The following is a 16,247-nucleotide window of genomic DNA, read 5'->3' on the forward strand; positions in this document are numbered from 1 at the left end:
TATGGATGGAAAAACAAGAGCAAACATAAAGCCTGGTATGGTAGTAAATATCGTGCTGAAAAAAGATCAGCGCACCGGTACGCTAACGGAAGGTATTGTAAAAGATTTGTTAACGTCTGCACCCTTTCATCATAGAGGAATTAAAGTAAGGTTAGAAGACGGGCAAATTGGTCGGGTAGTTGAAGTTGTCGAAGAATAGTGGTTTATTCTTTTATTTTTTTGAATTTTGACTATTTATTCTTACTTTTGTCTCCCGTGAAAATTGATGTTTATTATTTGATCTCGACTGAAAATATGTCTAAATCGACATCCGAAAAATCATTTGTTGATACTGATAGCCCGTTTGGGCTTTTTTTGTATCTAAAATTTTAGCGAATTAAAGGAAGATAGTAGAATATTATAATAATATAAAGATGACCAACTATAGTAAATTACCGGCAATTTTAGTCCTCGAGGATGGTACTGTGTTTCACGGCAAAGCTGCCGGAAAAATAGGTACCACTACAGGTGAGATTTGTTTTAACACTGGTACTACAGGTTACCAAGAGATTTTTACAGATCCTTCTTATTATGGACAAATCATGGTGACGACCAATGCACATATTGGTAATTACGGGATCGACGAAGATGATACGGAATCTAGAAAGATCCAGATAGCTGGATTGGTCTGTAAAAATTATAATATTAATTACAGCAGGAAGATGGCTGATGAATCCATACAAACGTATTTTGAAGAAGAGAACCTGGTGGGTATCTCTGATATAGATACGCGTTCGTTAGTTCGTCATATTCGTGATAAAGGGGCGATGAATGCAATCATTTCTTCTGAAAATTTAGATTCGGATTCCTTGAAGTCGGAACTGGCAAAAGTACCTTCAATGGCTGGATTGGAACTTTCCTCGCATGTGTCTACTCAAGAGCCTTATTTCTACGGTGAAGAGGATGCGCCTACTCGTATAGCTGTTCTGGATCTTGGGATTAAGAAAAATATTCTACGAAATTTTGATGCTAGACAGGTGTATGCAAAAGTTTTTCCTGCAAAAACTTCTTTTGAAGAAATGGAAGCATGGGGTGCAGACGGTTATTTCATATCGAATGGTCCCGGTGATCCGTCTGCTATGGATTATGCAATTGGCACAGTAAAAGAGATTCTGCGTGCTGACAAACCCATGTTCGGGATATGCTTAGGGCATCAAATCTTAGCGTTAGCAAACGATATCCGAACAGAAAAAATGTTTAATGGCCATCGTGGTATTAATCATCCGGTAAAGAATATCATTGCCAACCGTTGTGAGATTACTTCGCAGAATCACGGCTTTGGTGTGGTAAGGGAAGATATTGAAAACTCGGACGCAGTGGAAGTTACACATATTAATTTAAATGATGATTCGATCGAAGGTATCCGTGTGAAAGGGAAGAGAGCATTCTCCGTACAATATCATCCAGAGTCGTCTCCAGGGCCTCATGATTCTCGTTATTTATTTGACGATTTCGTGTCGATGATAAAAAACTAGTATACACATAAAATCTAATATACAGAAACCGAGTTGTACACTCGGTTTTTTTATTTTTCCAATTTCAGATCTTTCAGAAGAGCAAATTTCTTCCGTCTAATAGACAACGAAAATAACGTTTAAAAACTACGTAGGATTAGTTAATAATTTAATAATATTTGCTATTTTTGGAATAATGATATTTTTTGTTAACTTAGTGTCGTTGATACACTAAGTTAGTGTTGATTTAATAGACCATAAATAAAAAAATGAGCTTAATAATTGATGTACATGCGCGTCAGATTTTGGATTCGCGCGGAAATCCTACTATTGAAGTAGATGTGACTACCCAAAACGGTTTTGTTGGACGTGCTGCGGTTCCTTCTGGAGCTTCTACTGGTGCCCACGAAGCGGTAGAATTACGTGACGGCGACAAGACGAAATATTTAGGAAAAGGTGTCCTTAACGCTGTGGAAAATGTAAATACCAAGATTGCAAAAGCTTTGGAAGGTGTTGATGTTTTTGAACAAAATGCAATTGATAGAATCATGATCGATCTAGATGGATCTGAAAATAAAGGTATATTAGGAGCAAATGCTATTTTGGGTGTTTCTTTGGCCGTAGCGAAAGCTGCTGCTCAAGAAAGTCACCAGCCGTTATATCGTTATATCGGCGGTGTAAATGCAAATACATTACCTCTGCCAATGATGAATATTATCAATGGCGGCTCTCATTCGGATGCCCCTATTGCGTTTCAGGAGTTTATGATTATGCCAGTTGGTGCACCTTCATTCTCTGAGGCTTTGCGTTGGGGAGCGGAAGTATTTCATGCATTGAAAAAAATATTACATGACAGAAACTTGTCTACCGCAGTAGGGGATGAGGGTGGTTTTGCCCCTACATTTGAAGGTACAGAAGATGCAATCGAAACTGTTTTAACTGCGATTAAAAGTGCTGGATATACGCCAGGTCAAGATATTTGTTTGGCGTTGGATTGTGCTGCCTCTGAATTTTATGTTAATGGTAAATACGATTACACAAAATTTGAGGGTGATAAAGGGGCCATCCGTTCTAGTGAGGAACAGGCTTCTTATCTTGCTGAATTATCAGCGAAGTATCCAATTATTTCTATTGAAGATGGTATGGGTGAAGATGACTGGAACGGTTGGAAAGTACTTACCGAAAAAATCGGAGATCGCGTGCAGTTGGTAGGAGACGATTTATTTGTAACGAACACAAAACGTCTTCAAGAAGGAATTGATAATGATACTGCAAATTCAATTTTGGTTAAAGTAAACCAAATAGGCTCTTTGACGGAGACTATCAATGCAGTTTCCTTAGCTCAAAATTCGGGATATACATCTGTAATGTCTCATCGTTCAGGAGAAACCGAAGATACAACTATTGCTGATTTGGCTGTTGCATTGAACTGCGGACAGATTAAAACAGGTTCAATTTCCCGTTCCGATAGGATTGCAAAATATAATCAATTGTTGCGTATTGAAGAAGAACTGGGCGCCAATGCCAAGTTTATCGGTAAGGATTTTAAATATGCCCCGAATAAATAATTAAATTCAACCCACGTTTATATAAGAGGGATGTACTGGCTGCATCCCTTTTTCTATGAGCTGTTGCCTTCTCCCTGATAGTTTTTTATCCCGCAGTTGTACAAAGTATACCTGATGCGAGGATAAATTATATGTTTAAGTAGAAATTGCGTGTATAGTTTTATATCTTTACATTATGGAACGTTTTCTCAACTTAATTAAGAATAAGTTTTTATTGGCAGTTATTGCCTTCATAATATGGATGTGTTTCTTTGATCGCTATGATTTTGCTACACAATACAATTATTATCAAGAAAAGTCCAAATTGGAAAAGGAAAAAGAATTTTATGTCTCGGAAATCGTCCAGATTGAAAAATCTATTAATGACGTACAATTTAATCCCAGCGAAATTCAACGTATAGCCCGAGAAAAATATAAAATGAAAAAGGACAACGAGGATGTGTATGTGCTTAGGGAAGTTGTTTCAAAAAACTAAAAAAAAAGAGTCCATTTTTTAAATGGACTCTTTTTTTGGAGTGATTGATTCTTAGTGAACAAATAATAATTCACGTAATTTTGGCAAAGGCCATTTTGAGTCATCTACAATTTTCTCCAATTTGTTAACGTGATAACGAATTTCATCAAAGTATGGTTTTACGATTTCATCGTATGCTATTGATCGTTCGCGAAGATCTTCGATACTGTTTGCTTTCTTGCGTTCCTGACGCATTTCTTCTGCTTTCTCTAATATTGTATTAGCATGTTTGGAAATACGTTCGACCAAATTGATCTGTGAACTGTAGGATTCTTTGTTTAAGCCTAGGTCTTTGAGTCCTTTTACATTCGTAATCAGTTCGTTTTGGTATGTGAAACAAGCCGGAGCAATTTGACTATTTACCACTTCGCCAATAACACGTGCCTCAATCTGTAGTTTTTTGTAGAAATTTTCTAACAAAATCTCATGACGCGCTTCTGACTCACGCTTTGTATAGATGCCTAGTTTTTCAAATAGTTCTAGCGACTCTTCGGATACGTAAACATCCAAAGCTTTAGGTGTTGATTTTATGTTGGATAACCCTCGAGCTTCCGCTTCTTTCTCCCACTCCTCACTGTAACCATTTCCTTCGAATCGAATCGCTTTAGAGTCCTTAATGTATTTGCGAATTACATTTAATAGTGCTAAATCTTTCTTCGTACCTTTCTTGATCTGTTTATCAACTTCAATTTTGAATTCGATCAATTGAGTGGCTACGATAGCATTTAAGATAGTCATTGGCAATGCGGAGTTAGCCGATGAACCAACTGCACGGAATTCAAATTTATTACCTGTAAATGCAAATGGTGAGGTACGGTTACGATCTGTATTGTCCAATTTTAATTCAGGAATTTTCGGAATACCATGCCATAAGTTAGCTTCTGCTTTTACTTTCTTCGCTACGCGTGCTGATTCTACTTCTTCCAATAATTCATCCAATTGCGAACCTAAGAAAATCGAAATAATAGCAGGGGGCGCTTCATTAGCACCTAGACGATGGTCATTGGAATGACTGGCGATAGAGGCGCGTAATAGGTCGGCGTGCTCGTAAACAGCTTTGATCGTATTGACGAAAAAGGTTAAGAACATCAGGTTATTCTTCGGAGTTTTTCCTGGAGATAGCAAATTTACGCCCGTATTGGTGATCAATGACCAGTTGTTGTGCTTCCCAGATCCATTGACACCGCTATATGGCTTCTCATGTAATAATACTTTGAAATTGTGGCGGATAGCTACCTGCTCCATTAAGTTCATCAATAATTGATTGTGGTCAATTGCAAGATTGATTTCCTCGTACATTGGAGCACATTCAAATTGAGAAGGTGCAACTTCGTTGTGACGGGTTTTTAATGGAATGCCTAATTTTAAGGCTTCGTTCTCCAGATCGACCATAAATGCTAATACACGCTCAGGTATAGCGCCGAAATAATGATCTTCTAATTGTTGTCCTTTAGCAGACATGTGTCCAAATAATGTGCGTCCAGTCAATTGTAGATCAGGGCGTGCATTATATAATGATAAGTCAACTAAAAAATATTCTTGTTCAATACCAAGAGAAGCTGTTACTTTTGTAACGGATCTATCAAAATATTGGGCAACATCTGTAGCAGCTTTATCTACTGCATTAATCGCTTTAAGTAGAGGTGCTTTATAGTCTAATGACTCTCCTGTATAAGATACAAACACAGTTGGGATACAAAGTGTTTTGCCCGCACCGGTTTCGTAAATGAAAGCTGGAGAGGAAGGATCCCATGCGGTATATCCTCTTGCTTCAAAGGTATTACGAATACCCCCATTCGGGAATGAAGATGCATCTGGTTCCTGTTGTACAAGTGCATCGGCTGTAAACTTTTCGATGGCTTCACCGTTTTCATCTGGTTCAAAGAAGGCATCATGTTTTTCGGCCGTAGAGCCTGTTAATGGTTGAAACCAGTGTGTGTAGTGTGATACACCATTATTTAGCGCCCATGCTTTCATGGCTTGCGAAATATGTTCTGCAATTTCGCGCGTAATTTGCTCTCCTTCTCCTATTGCTCTCGTTAACTCTCTGTAAGTAGTTTTAGGAAGGTAATCTTTCATTTTAGCAATGGTGAATACATTTTTTCCGAAAATTGTAGTTGCTTTTTTTGTCTCTACTTTTTCTTCAGGGTTGATTTGTCGTGAAGAAGCAGCTTTTACAGATTCAAATCTAAGGTTAGACATTTAATTATATATTTATAATGTGTTATGTATTTGTTTCGAATTTGATATCCCTTCAAATTTCATTTCAAAAATAGATACTTTTTTTAATAAATTAAACACTTTTTTAAAATTTTAATGAAAATAGAGTGTAAAAATTGAAAAATATCCTATTTTTTATCTCCAATGGTGATTAATTTGTGTTTTTAATTTTTGATTTACTTGTTTTTTAGCGTTTAGTTCCCCGTCTATACTTTTTTTTGTGTAGGCGGGCTTGTTGATGTCAATCTTGTTATAGCTTTTCCTTTTTAATATGCTCTAAGAATTAACCTTTTCTAGAACAATTGTATGTAAGTAAAATTCGTTATATTCGTATAGAATACAACTGATTTAAGAATAATTATATACATATGAAATACATCGGTGTAACAATTAGTGTTATCGCGGCAATAGCCTTTATTATCTTTGCTTGTGTACTTGCAAATGCTTATAAGTATAAGTATAAAGTAAATAATACGATCAATGTAACGGGGAATGCAAAAAAGGATTTTGAATCGGACATTGTGAAATGGTCTGCTACATACAGCCGCAAATCCATGGATTTAAGCCATGCTTCCGAACAGCTAAGACAAGACCGGAACCTCGTGAAAGATTTTTTAGTGCGTCAGGGAATTAAAGAAGAAGAGATTTTATTTAATGCCGTGAATATTAATAGGGATTTTACGTATCAAACGGATGGTAGCGGTCATAGCTATAATACGTTTACTGGCTATAGCCTTACCCAAACGGTTAGTGTGGAGTCTAAAGACCTGAACAAAGTGGATAATGTATCTCGTGAAATTTCTACTTTAATATCGGAGGGGCTAGAGTTAAGTTCTAACTCGCCAAATTATTATTACTCTAAATTGGAGGATCTGAAATTAGCGCTTATTGCTGAAGCATCTCAAAATGCGAAACTCAGGGCTGAAAATATTGCTAAGGAATCTGGAAGTCGCCTAGGCGGGTTAATTAAGGCGGATTTAGGAATATTCCAGATTACAGGTCAGAATGATAATGAAGAATATTCGTATGGTGGTGTATTCAATACGACATCAAGATTGAAAACAGCTAATATTACCGTGAAGGCGAGTTATGGACAATAATACAGTAAAGTTCAGTGCGCTAAAAATTTTCGCGATTAGTAGGATAGCACAAATCGTAATGACGGTTCTTGGCAGGTGTTGAATAGAGGACTTCAGAAAAAAAATAAAGCGCTAGATGTTGTCTAGCGCTTTTCCTTTATGTGGTCAAAGTAAATTAACCTAAATAAGATTTTAAAATTTTGCTACGTGAAGTGTGGCGTAGTCGTTGTAGGGCTTTGTCTTTAATCTGACGTACCCGTTCTCTCGTTAAACTAAATTTCTCGCCAATTTCTTCAAGTGATAGCGGGTGGTTGGATCCAAGTCCAAAGAATAACACGATGATCTCTCTTTCTCTTTCAGTCAACGTTGATAAAGATCGTTTTATTTCTTCGGATAATGACTCATCAATTAACGAACTGTCTGTGTCGGGATCGGAGTTTTCTAATACATCTAATAATGTATTTTCCTCACCTTGCACAAATGGCGCGTCCATTGATACGTGTCTACCGGAATTACTCAGGGTATCCGAAACTTTATCAACTGTTGTCTCTAGAATGTCGGCTAATTCTTCTGGAGAGGGCTCACGTTCGTATTCCTGCTCTAATTTGGAGAAAGCTTTGCTGATTTTACTTAAAGAACCTACTTGATTTAAGGGTAAGCGTACGATGCGTGATTGTTCAGCAATAGCTTGCAAAATAGATTGACGAATCCACCAAACTGCATAAGAGATAAACTTGAAACCTTTGGTTTCATCGAAACGTTTAGCTGCTTTGATAAGACCCAAATTTCCTTCGTTGATTAAATCTCCTAAAGTAAGACCTTGATTTTGATACTGTTTGGCAACTGATACTACGAAACGTAAGTTGGTTTTGGTTAACTTCTCTAATGCCACTTGATCTCCCTCGCGAATCCGTTGAGCTAGGATAACTTCTTCCTCGGCTGTAATTAAATCTACCTTACCGATTTCATGTAAGTATTTGTCTAAAGATTGTGATTCACGATTAGTGATCGATTGGGTAATTTTGAGCTGTCTCATTAATTTATATTACTTCCTTCTTGAAATGTTTGCAAAAATACTAAAATATATCCATTCTTTTGTAAAGAATGTGTAATTTATTAACTCATTTAGAGGTTGTTATGAATGTTGTCGGGATATATAATTGATATCAAAAACTGTTCCATATTCTAAAATTTATATCGTTTTTATTGTATTATTTTTACTGGGATTTTCCCGTTCAATAATATTTATATCTCTGAAAACCTTTTAGATCAAGAATTGTTTTTAAATACCAGCAAATATTGCTAAATTAGAGTAAATTTATGTTACGTTAAAAATTATGAGCATCAAAATACGTTTGGATGAAGTAATGGCTAAGAGAAAGATGTCTTTAAATGAGCTTAGCAGCAGGGTTGGTATCACCTTGTCAAATCTTTCTATTCTAAAAAATCAAAAATCGAAAGCGATTCGTTTAAGTACATTGAACGCTATCTGTAAAGCATTGGATTGCCAACCGGGCGACATTATTGTATATGAAGATTGATAGAAGGATTAGTTTTCAAAATGATAACCGCGTAAGAATTCCTCTATTGACATCTTTTTCTTTCCTTCTATCTGTAAATGTTTAACAGATAATGAACCATTGTTTGCGTAAAACTTCAAATATAATTTCCCATCTGTTTCATATGTACCGGGTTGGAATTCATGGCTTATTTCTTCTTTTTCTGCTTCGTAAATTTTTAATACTTTTTTGTCTAGATAAGTAAACGCAGTGGGGTAGGGACTCAAACCCCTTATTTTATTGTAGATGGTTTGAATGTCGCTATTCCAGTTGATAAGGCAATCTTCCTTGAATATTTTAGGAGCGTGTTTCAATCGGCTTTCGGCAATGTCTTTCTGGGGTATAGGCCGGAGAGTGTTCGATTTCAATTTCTCGATAGTTTTTATCAAAATACCAGCACCTACTCTCATTAATTTGTCGTGTAGTAAACCTGCATTGTCCTTTTCATCAATGGCCACACGCTCTGATAATAAAATATTTCCGGTATCGATTTCATGTTGGAGGAGAAATGTAGTTACTCCAGATTCTTTTTCCCCATTGATGATGGCATGGTTAATTGGAGCGGCACCACGGTATTGAGGAAGTAAAGAAGCATGTACGTTTATCGTTCCCAGCCGTGGCATATTCCACACAACTTCAGGCAACATCCGGAAGGCAACTACGACTTGTAAGTCAGCTCTAAAAGCTCTTAGCATATCGATGAACTCAGTGCTTTTTAATTTTTCGGGTTGCAATATGGGGAGGTTGTTGGCTTCGGCGAATATTTTTACTGCCGATTGATGTATTTTTTGGCCTCTGCCTGCGGGTTTATCTGGAGTAGTCACAACTGCAACTATATCTTCGCCTGAATCAAGTAGTGCTCTTAAAGAAGCTACGGCAAAATCAGGGGTACCCATAAAAATTATTCTCATTTATCTAAAAATTAGTGTTATTCTATTGTGATTTACAATTACACTTATTAAGTGGTAAATTTTATTAACTTTGCGAAGTTACAAATTAAATTTAAGCTTGAATTTTCCATTTTTTCTTGCAAGACGAATAGTATTCAAAGGGCATCGAACTTTTTCGAAACTGATCGTGAGGGTGACTATTGGTGCACTAGCGTTGGCTGTAATTGCTATTATACTTTCTGTAGCTATTTTGCGAGGATTTAAAGATGAGGTAACGGCGAAGCAAAGGGGTTTTTTTAGCGATGTGATCATTTCTAAAAATGATCTTAATGACTCGTATGAAAACTCTCCTATTTCACTTTCCTCTGGAGATTTGGATAGAATTCTACGGCTTTCCAATGTAGTTGATGTGGTACCTTTCGCGACAAAAGCGGGGGTTATGAATGTCGATGGCGAAGTGGAAGGAGTATTGCTAAAAGGGGTGGACAAGAATTACGACCAGTCCTTTTTAGCTAGAACGTTAGTGGCCGGTGATACATTGAATTTCGTAGACCGAGATTCGGATACAGAAATATTAATCTCCAAACTACTGTCTGATAGGTTGAATCTAAAAGTCGGTGACGACTTTATCATGTATTTTGTCCAGAAACCTATTCGTAAGCGGAAAATGTTTGTTAAAGGTGTTTTCCAAACCAATTCAGCCGAACTGGATAAAATGTATGTGATAGGCTCTTTGGACTTAATAAGAAGGCTTAACAATCTGGGTGAGGCCGATGCGGGCGCTTATGAAGTGCGGGTTGAAAATTTTGATGACATACAACAAACTACAGCAGCGGTTGACGAAGAACTACCCGTGACTTTAAAAGCAACAAATATTATCGAACAATTTCCGGACGTCTTTAATTGGTTAAAGATGTTGGATATGAATGATGATATTATTTTTGTGCTGATGGTGATTGTGGCGGTAATAAATATGATTTCTGCTTTACTGATATCAATATTAGAGCGTACTTCCATGATAGGGATTTTGAAATCTTTAGGTATGGCGAATCGGCAAATCCGAAAGATATTTCTATACAATTCCATTTATCTCATCGGGTGTGGATTAGTTCTTGGGAATATCATTACAATAGGTTTGTATTTTTTTCAAACAAATACCAGATTTTTTAAACTCGATCCGTCTATTTATTATATTGAATACGTTCCCATGTCAATAACTTGGTACGATGTGGTCCTTTTAAATCTAGCGATAGTTTTTATAGCGCTGGTTACCTTATACATCCCTTCGATGTTGATATCACGGATTTCACCTATCAAGACCATTCAATTTAAATAATATACGTCGCTTTGCGTTTCATGTTCTACTGAAAAGCTTATTTTTTTGTATATTCCTGCGTTTTTAGAATAATGGGTTCTTAGCATACTAAAATAACAGTTTTTATGAATAACTTTTTAGATCACCTAAGTGAAGCATTTAGAATACCACTTACTAATCCTGTATTAGTTTTTGCCCTAGTTCTATTTATAATATTACTCTCGCCAATTATTCTTCGTCCTATTAAAGTGCCGGGTATTATTGGATTTATTTTATTTGGTGTTATTCTAGGGCCTCATGGTTTGAATTGGTTGTCAAAAATAGATCAACAGACGGCTAATAAGACTGGTGTTGATGCAATAGATTTGTTTTCGACTATTGGCCTGTTGTATATTATGTTTATAGCAGGTCTGGAACTGGATATGAACGAATTTCAAAAAACGAAAAATAAAAGTGCATTGTTTGGTTTTTTGACATTTATTATTCCGATATCTATTGGGTTTCCTGTTTGTTACTACTTATTAGATTATAGTTTGTTGCCGAGTATTTTGATAGCCAGTATGTTTGCAACGCATACTTTGGTCACTTACCCCATCGTAACCAGTTATGGAATATCTAAAAATGAGGCTGTGGCCATTACTATTGGCGGTACAATACTGACTGATACAGCTGTTCTGATTATATTAGCTGTTATTAAGGGCGTAAACCAAGGTAATATTGGTTCTGAGTTCTGGATTACTCTAGGCGTGTCTTTTGCTATATTTCTCTTCATCATGTTCGGGTTAATTCCTCGGCTCGCCAAGTGGTTTTTCTCGCGAATAGAAGGAGAGAAAACAGCACACTATATATTTGTTTTGGCAGTCGTTTTCTTTGCTGCATTTTTGGCGGAAATTGCTGGCCTAGAACATATTATTGGTGCTTTCGTAGCAGGACTGGCGCTTAACAAACTGATTCCTCATTCTTCGGCTTTGATGAACCGAATTGAATTTATCGGAAACGCTATATTTATTCCTTTCTTTCTTATCTCGGTAGGGATGATTGTCGATGTAAGTGTTTTGACAAAAGGACCGACTGCGCTCATAGTAGCCTGTACATTGACTTTGGTAGCCGTTTTTGGAAAGTTTTTAGCCGCAACGGCGACTCAATTTGTATTTAAATATTCCAAAAGTCAGCGGAATTTAATATTTGGATTAAGCAATGCGCATGCGGCAGCTACTTTGGCCATTATAATGGTAGGTTATAATAGTGGTTTAATAGATGAAAACGTATTGAATGGCACCATCGTGCTAATACTTTTTACCTGTATAATTGCCTCGCTAGTTACAGAGAATGCATCTAAAAAAGTGGTTCTGGAAGGATATCAGGATGAGCAGCATTTTGAACAGGTTCAAGAGAACGATGAACGGATTTTAATTCCTATTGCCAATTTAGATAAGATGGAACCCATATTAGACTTTGCAACATTGATTAAATCTAAGAAATCTCCTCATCCATTGAATATTCTAAGTGTGGTAACGAATGAAGAGCACGGAGAAAGGAATAAAGCTACGGCTCGGGAGAATCTGGATAAGATGGTGAAATATGCTTCGGGTGCGGAGACCGAGGTTGAGCTAATAACTGAAATAAATTATAATATTGCTGGTGGGATTAGTAACGTATCAAGAGAGGTTTTTGCTGACTGTCTTATTATGGGATGGCCGAGCGCAACCAGTTTTGTTGAGAAAATAGTAGGAGAAAAGACGGAAAGTATACTCAATAGAACAGATACGAATTTGTTCATGTGCCGTCTGGATAAACCTTTTATTTTAAATAAATTGATTACCATTTTTGTACCTCCCATGGCGGAATCCGAAATGGGGTTTGAATTTTGGATGGAGAAAATGTTGAAATTATCACAGGAACTATCCCTCCCAATTTCTTATGTATGTAATAATCGAACGCAGAATGCAGTGGAAAGTATGTTGGATAAGCTCAATAGCAATGTGCTTTACACGTTTGAAAATTATGAAGAGTGGGATGATCTTTACGGGCTGGCAACTTTCTCCAATTCAGATTCGCTTTTGATATTTGTGTCATCTAGAAGTGGCGATGTGTCTTACAGGGATTCTTTGGATGGTTTGGCAAAACGGGTAGGGCGCTATTATCAACATCAGAATTTAATTTTGGTATTTCCCAGTAGGCATGAAAACCTACATATTGGTGAGTATGAAGATATACAGACCGCACCAATATTTAGAAAAATAAGCCGAGAAATTGGCAACATGTTTGGTAGAGATAAATCATAACTTTATAATTTTACTTATGAGCGAAAAAATCATAATGGGTTCAGATGGACAATTATCCGTTCCGAATCATACAATTATCCCCTTCATCATCGGCGATGGAATAGGACCTGATATCTGGCGTGCGGCGGTAAGAGTTTTTGATGCAGCGGTTAATAAAGGATATGGAGGGCAGCGAAGTATTACCTGGAAAGAGGTGTTGGCTGGTGAAAAAGCTTTTAATGAGACAGGCAGTTGGCTCCCTAAAGAAACTTTGGATGTTTTTCGGACATATTTAGTGGGGATTAAAGGACCTCTTACAACCCCTATCGGTGAGGGGATAAGATCACTGAATGTAGCGCTGCGGAAGGAGCTGGATCTGTATGTGTGCCTGCGACCTACTAAGTGGTATGAAGGCGTTCCGTCTCCGATAAAGAATCCTCAAAATGTGAATATGGTGGTTTTTAGGGAAAATACGGAGGATATCTATGCAGGTATTGAATTTGCTGCTGGTACAGATGAAGCACAAAAACTTCAGCGATTTCTGAAACAAGAAGCTCATGTTGTGTACAATTTCACAGATACAACCGGAATCGGAATTAAACTGGTCTCGGAAGAGGGGTCTAAACGATTGATGCGATCCGCAATAGAGTATGCAATTGCACATGGTTTGCCTTCGGTTACCGTTGTTCATAAAGGAAATATAATGAAGTATACAGAGGGTGCATTCAAAAAATGGAGTTTTGAGGTGGCGGAGACGGAATATGGAGATGTGACCTATACTTGGGGCCAGTGGGAGAGAGTAAGGGCTGAAAAAGGGCAGGAAGCCGCTAATGCAGCACAAAAAGAAGCGGAAGAACAGGGTAGGATCATTGTCAAAGATATGATCGCGGATAATTTTCTACAACAGATTCTACTAGCCCCGAAAGATTTTTCGGTAATAGCCACTTTGAATTTGAATGGAGATTATATTTCTGATGCTTTGGCTGCTATGGTAGGGGGAATCGGAATTGCCCCGGGAGCCAATATAAATTATAAAACAGGACATGCTATTTTCGAGGCTACTCACGGAACGGCACCCAGATTTGCGAATACCAATACCATGAATCCTTCCTCGGTAATTCTGAGCGGAGTGATGATGTTGGAATATATGGGCTGGCAAGAGGCGGCTGATATTATCGTGAAAGCATTGTCTCAAACTATTAAAAATAAGACTGTTACGGTAGATTTTTATAATCTTATGGACGATGCTCTTTTAATGAAAACGAGTGAATTCGCAGACAAAATAATCGAAAAATTTTAGATTAATCATAGAAATACATGTGCTAACATTTTTAAAGAGAGCTTTCGACTAGTTTCTTGAGCTCTCCATGCTCCTTAATGCGTATAGAACGTCCCTCTGTAAGAATAAGATTCTTTGCCGATAGGTCATTTAATGTTCTAAAAACAGTTTCATAAGTTGTCCCGGCGAAATCTGCCAAGTTCTGTCTGCTCAGATTAACATCAATAAATCCCGCTTCGTTGATTCCAAATTGCTCTTCTAAATTGAGTATAGCTAATATAATTCTCTCTTTGACCAGCATATGGGCTAGATTTAACATTTTGGATTCTGAACTTTTAAGTTCGTCTGCAAAAAATAACATCAACTGATAAGTTAATTCTGTATTTACCTTTAAGGTCGATAAGAAAAAATCAAGTTCGATAAAACACACAGTGGTTGTCTCTAAGGCAGTCGCAGATATCGGGAAAATAGAATTTTGGCTACCTAAACCGCGATGTCCAATAATGTCTCCATTACAGGCGAAGCGTATGATAATTTCTTTTTCACCCCATTTTTTGTGAACCTTCACCTTTCCGTTGTACACAAAATAAATTCCATTAACTGGATCTCCCTCGTGGATGATCTGTTCTCCTTTCTTGAATAGAAGGTTTTTACGATTTAGGTCAATAGAATGTTTCCAATCATCAATCGCTAAGCGGCACATAAAGCAGCTTTTTAAATCACAGTTTTTTTTGCTTTTTTTCATAACGTTTAAACTCTATTTCAGAGATTTAATTGGATTCTGTACATATGATAGAAGGACTTGTTAACGATTACAATTGGAAATTTGATATTTCGAATTTGCTGAACCCATTAAAGCCTTTGTTATCATTTCTTTAGATACAAAAAAAGCCCAATCTTTCGATGAGCTTATGTTGTGATCCCGCTGGGATTCGAACCCAGGACCCATACATTAAAAGTGTATTGCTCTACCAGCTGAGCTACGGAATCGTAATTCGTTTCCGAATTATCCTTCGATGTTCGAAGTGATGCAAATGTAGAAAAATCTTCAATATAGACCAAATTAAATGGTTTTTATTTTATTTAAAAAGTATTAAGTGTTTGTTTTTCAGTTTAAAAAATAATCTATTTTATTCTTCTTAATAAACAATTACAGCTTTTTTGCGCTTATCATGCGATCTACACCATTGATATCTTTTAAAATCTGTACTTGTGTAAATCCCTTTTTGCAAAGTAGGGATGCCGTTTCGTTACTTAAATACTGATTGATCTCGAAATAGAGGGTGCCTGTTTTTTCAAGGTGCTTTAATGCAAAGTCAGAAATGTAATCATAAAAAATTAGAGGGGCGCTACTTTCTACAAATAATGCGAGCTGTGGTTCAAATGCGAGTACATTTTGATGCATATCTTTCTTTTCTGCCGGTGTGATGTAAGGAGGGTTACTGACGATAATGTCAAATCGTTCGTCGTTGGTAAACAAAAACTCCCATTCTAAAATATCTGCAAGGATAAATTGAATGGTTACAGCGTGCTTTTCTGCGTTTTTTTTTGCAATTTCAAGAGCTTCTGAAGAAATATCGATAGCCCAAATCTGCGCATCTTTTAAATGCTTGGCGACACTTATAGGGATACATCCGGTGCCTGTTCCTATATCTATTAGATGTAAATTTCGCTGTGTTCTGTGTGTTTTCACGATCAAATCGACCAGTTCTTCTGTCTCGGGTCTGGGAATTAATGTATGTTTATCGACATTAAACTCAATTCCATAAAAATGTGCTGTATTGGTGAGATGCTGTATGGGCCGACCTTTCTTTAACTGATCGAGCATTTCAATCAATTGTTGCTGCTGGTCGGGAGTAATACTGTTGTTTTTTTCGATAAGATAGTTTCCTTTTTTTAGATGTCCGATATGTTCGATAGCAATATAGAAAATCGCATTAATTTCTGCTGAATCATAAAGATTGGATAATTCGTCTAAAAAAGCTCGTTCTATATCACGCCATGTGTTCATCGTACAAACTTACAATATTATACATTATTTAGACCTAATTCACTAAGTTTGTTTT

The 16,247-nt window shown here is 36.9% G+C and carries 14 protein-coding genes and 1 tRNA gene; 9 read left to right on the top strand and 6 right to left on the bottom strand.

Features of this window, described 5'->3' with window-relative positions:
• The first annotated feature begins 1 nt into the window (after position 1).
• The 4 genes from FAZ19_RS08870 to FAZ19_RS08885 all read left to right on the top strand — a co-directional run bounded on the left by FAZ19_RS08870 (position 2) and on the right by FAZ19_RS08885 (position 3,536).
• Positions 2–199, top strand: a complete 198-nt coding sequence (locus tag FAZ19_RS08870; protein ID WP_136820344.1) for a YwbE family protein — start codon at positions 2–4, stop codon at positions 197–199.
• Between the two features lie 214 nt (positions 200–413).
• Positions 414–1,514 carry a glutamine-hydrolyzing carbamoyl-phosphate synthase small subunit gene (carA, locus tag FAZ19_RS08875; protein WP_136820345.1) on the top strand — a complete coding sequence of 367 codons (1,101 nt, stop codon included), beginning with the start codon at positions 414–416 and terminating at the stop codon, positions 1,512–1,514.
• Between the two features lie 248 nt (positions 1,515–1,762).
• Positions 1,763–3,061 (top strand): phosphopyruvate hydratase, encoded by a 1,299-nt coding sequence (gene eno / locus FAZ19_RS08880; protein WP_136820346.1) that lies wholly within the window; start codon positions 1,763–1,765, stop codon positions 3,059–3,061.
• A gap of 175 nt (positions 3,062–3,236) precedes the next feature.
• Positions 3,237–3,536, top strand: coding sequence for a septum formation initiator family protein (locus FAZ19_RS08885; RefSeq protein ID WP_136820347.1), 300 nt, complete (start codon positions 3,237–3,239; stop codon positions 3,534–3,536).
• Between the two features lie 51 nt (positions 3,537–3,587).
• Here the strand turns inward: FAZ19_RS08885 and FAZ19_RS08890 are convergent, their stop codons facing one another.
• Positions 3,588–5,777 (bottom strand): glutamine synthetase III family protein, encoded by a 2,190-nt coding sequence (locus FAZ19_RS08890; RefSeq protein ID WP_136820348.1) that lies wholly within the window; start codon positions 5,775–5,777, stop codon positions 3,588–3,590.
• Positions 5,778–6,163: 386 nt separating this feature from the next.
• Between FAZ19_RS08890 and FAZ19_RS08895 the strand changes: the two genes are divergently transcribed.
• Positions 6,164–6,895, top strand: a complete 732-nt coding sequence (locus tag FAZ19_RS08895) for an SIMPL domain-containing protein (protein WP_136820349.1) — start codon at positions 6,164–6,166, stop codon at positions 6,893–6,895.
• Positions 6,896–7,049: 154 nt separating this feature from the next.
• On the opposite strand, the gene FAZ19_RS08900 is transcribed toward FAZ19_RS08895, so the two are convergent.
• Positions 7,050–7,910, bottom strand: a complete 861-nt coding sequence (locus tag FAZ19_RS08900; RefSeq protein ID WP_021069785.1) for a sigma-70 family RNA polymerase sigma factor — start codon at positions 7,908–7,910, stop codon at positions 7,050–7,052.
• Between the two features lie 301 nt (positions 7,911–8,211).
• Between FAZ19_RS08900 and FAZ19_RS08905 the strand changes: the two genes are divergently transcribed.
• Entirely contained in the window at positions 8,212–8,415 is a 204-nt protein-coding gene (locus tag FAZ19_RS08905) for a helix-turn-helix domain-containing protein (RefSeq protein ID WP_136820350.1), read from the top strand.
• An 8-nt stretch (positions 8,416–8,423) separates the two neighbouring features.
• Here FAZ19_RS08905 and fmt read toward each other — a convergent pair whose 3' ends face one another.
• Positions 8,424–9,344, bottom strand: coding sequence for a methionyl-tRNA formyltransferase (gene fmt, locus FAZ19_RS08910; RefSeq protein ID WP_136820351.1), 921 nt, complete (start codon positions 9,342–9,344; stop codon positions 8,424–8,426).
• A 97-nt stretch (positions 9,345–9,441) separates the two neighbouring features.
• Here fmt and FAZ19_RS08915 point away from each other — a divergent pair, with 97 nt between their 5' ends.
• From FAZ19_RS08915 to icd, 3 genes are all read left to right on the top strand, one after another.
• The gene (locus FAZ19_RS08915; RefSeq protein ID WP_136820352.1) at positions 9,442–10,659 is read left to right on the top strand and encodes an ABC transporter permease; all 1,218 of its coding nucleotides are present in this window, start codon (positions 9,442–9,444) and stop codon (positions 10,657–10,659) included.
• 104 nt (positions 10,660–10,763) lie between these two features.
• Positions 10,764–12,923: a cation:proton antiporter gene (locus FAZ19_RS08920; RefSeq protein WP_136820353.1), complete on the top strand. Its 2,160-nt coding sequence runs from the start codon at positions 10,764–10,766 to the stop codon at positions 12,921–12,923.
• Positions 12,924–12,939: 16 nt separating this feature from the next.
• Positions 12,940–14,202: an NADP-dependent isocitrate dehydrogenase gene (icd, locus tag FAZ19_RS08925; RefSeq protein ID WP_136820354.1), complete on the top strand. Its 1,263-nt coding sequence runs from the start codon at positions 12,940–12,942 to the stop codon at positions 14,200–14,202.
• A 31-nt stretch (positions 14,203–14,233) separates the two neighbouring features.
• Here the strand turns inward: icd and FAZ19_RS08930 are convergent, their stop codons facing one another.
• The 3 genes from FAZ19_RS08930 to prmC form a co-directional block, all read right to left on the bottom strand.
• Complete coding sequence (locus FAZ19_RS08930) at positions 14,234–14,926, bottom strand: Crp/Fnr family transcriptional regulator (RefSeq protein ID WP_136820355.1); 693 nt, start codon at positions 14,924–14,926, stop codon at positions 14,234–14,236.
• A 172-nt stretch (positions 14,927–15,098) separates the two neighbouring features.
• A tRNA-Lys gene (locus tag FAZ19_RS08935) sits at positions 15,099–15,171 on the bottom strand.
• A gap of 160 nt (positions 15,172–15,331) precedes the next feature.
• Positions 15,332–16,192, bottom strand: coding sequence for a peptide chain release factor N(5)-glutamine methyltransferase (gene prmC, locus FAZ19_RS08940; protein ID WP_136820356.1), 861 nt, complete (start codon positions 16,190–16,192; stop codon positions 15,332–15,334).
• Positions 16,193–16,247: the final 55 nt, after the last annotated feature.

Source organism: Sphingobacterium alkalisoli (assembly GCF_005049105.1).
Taxonomy (GTDB): domain Bacteria; phylum Bacteroidota; class Bacteroidia; order Sphingobacteriales; family Sphingobacteriaceae; genus Sphingobacterium; species Sphingobacterium alkalisoli.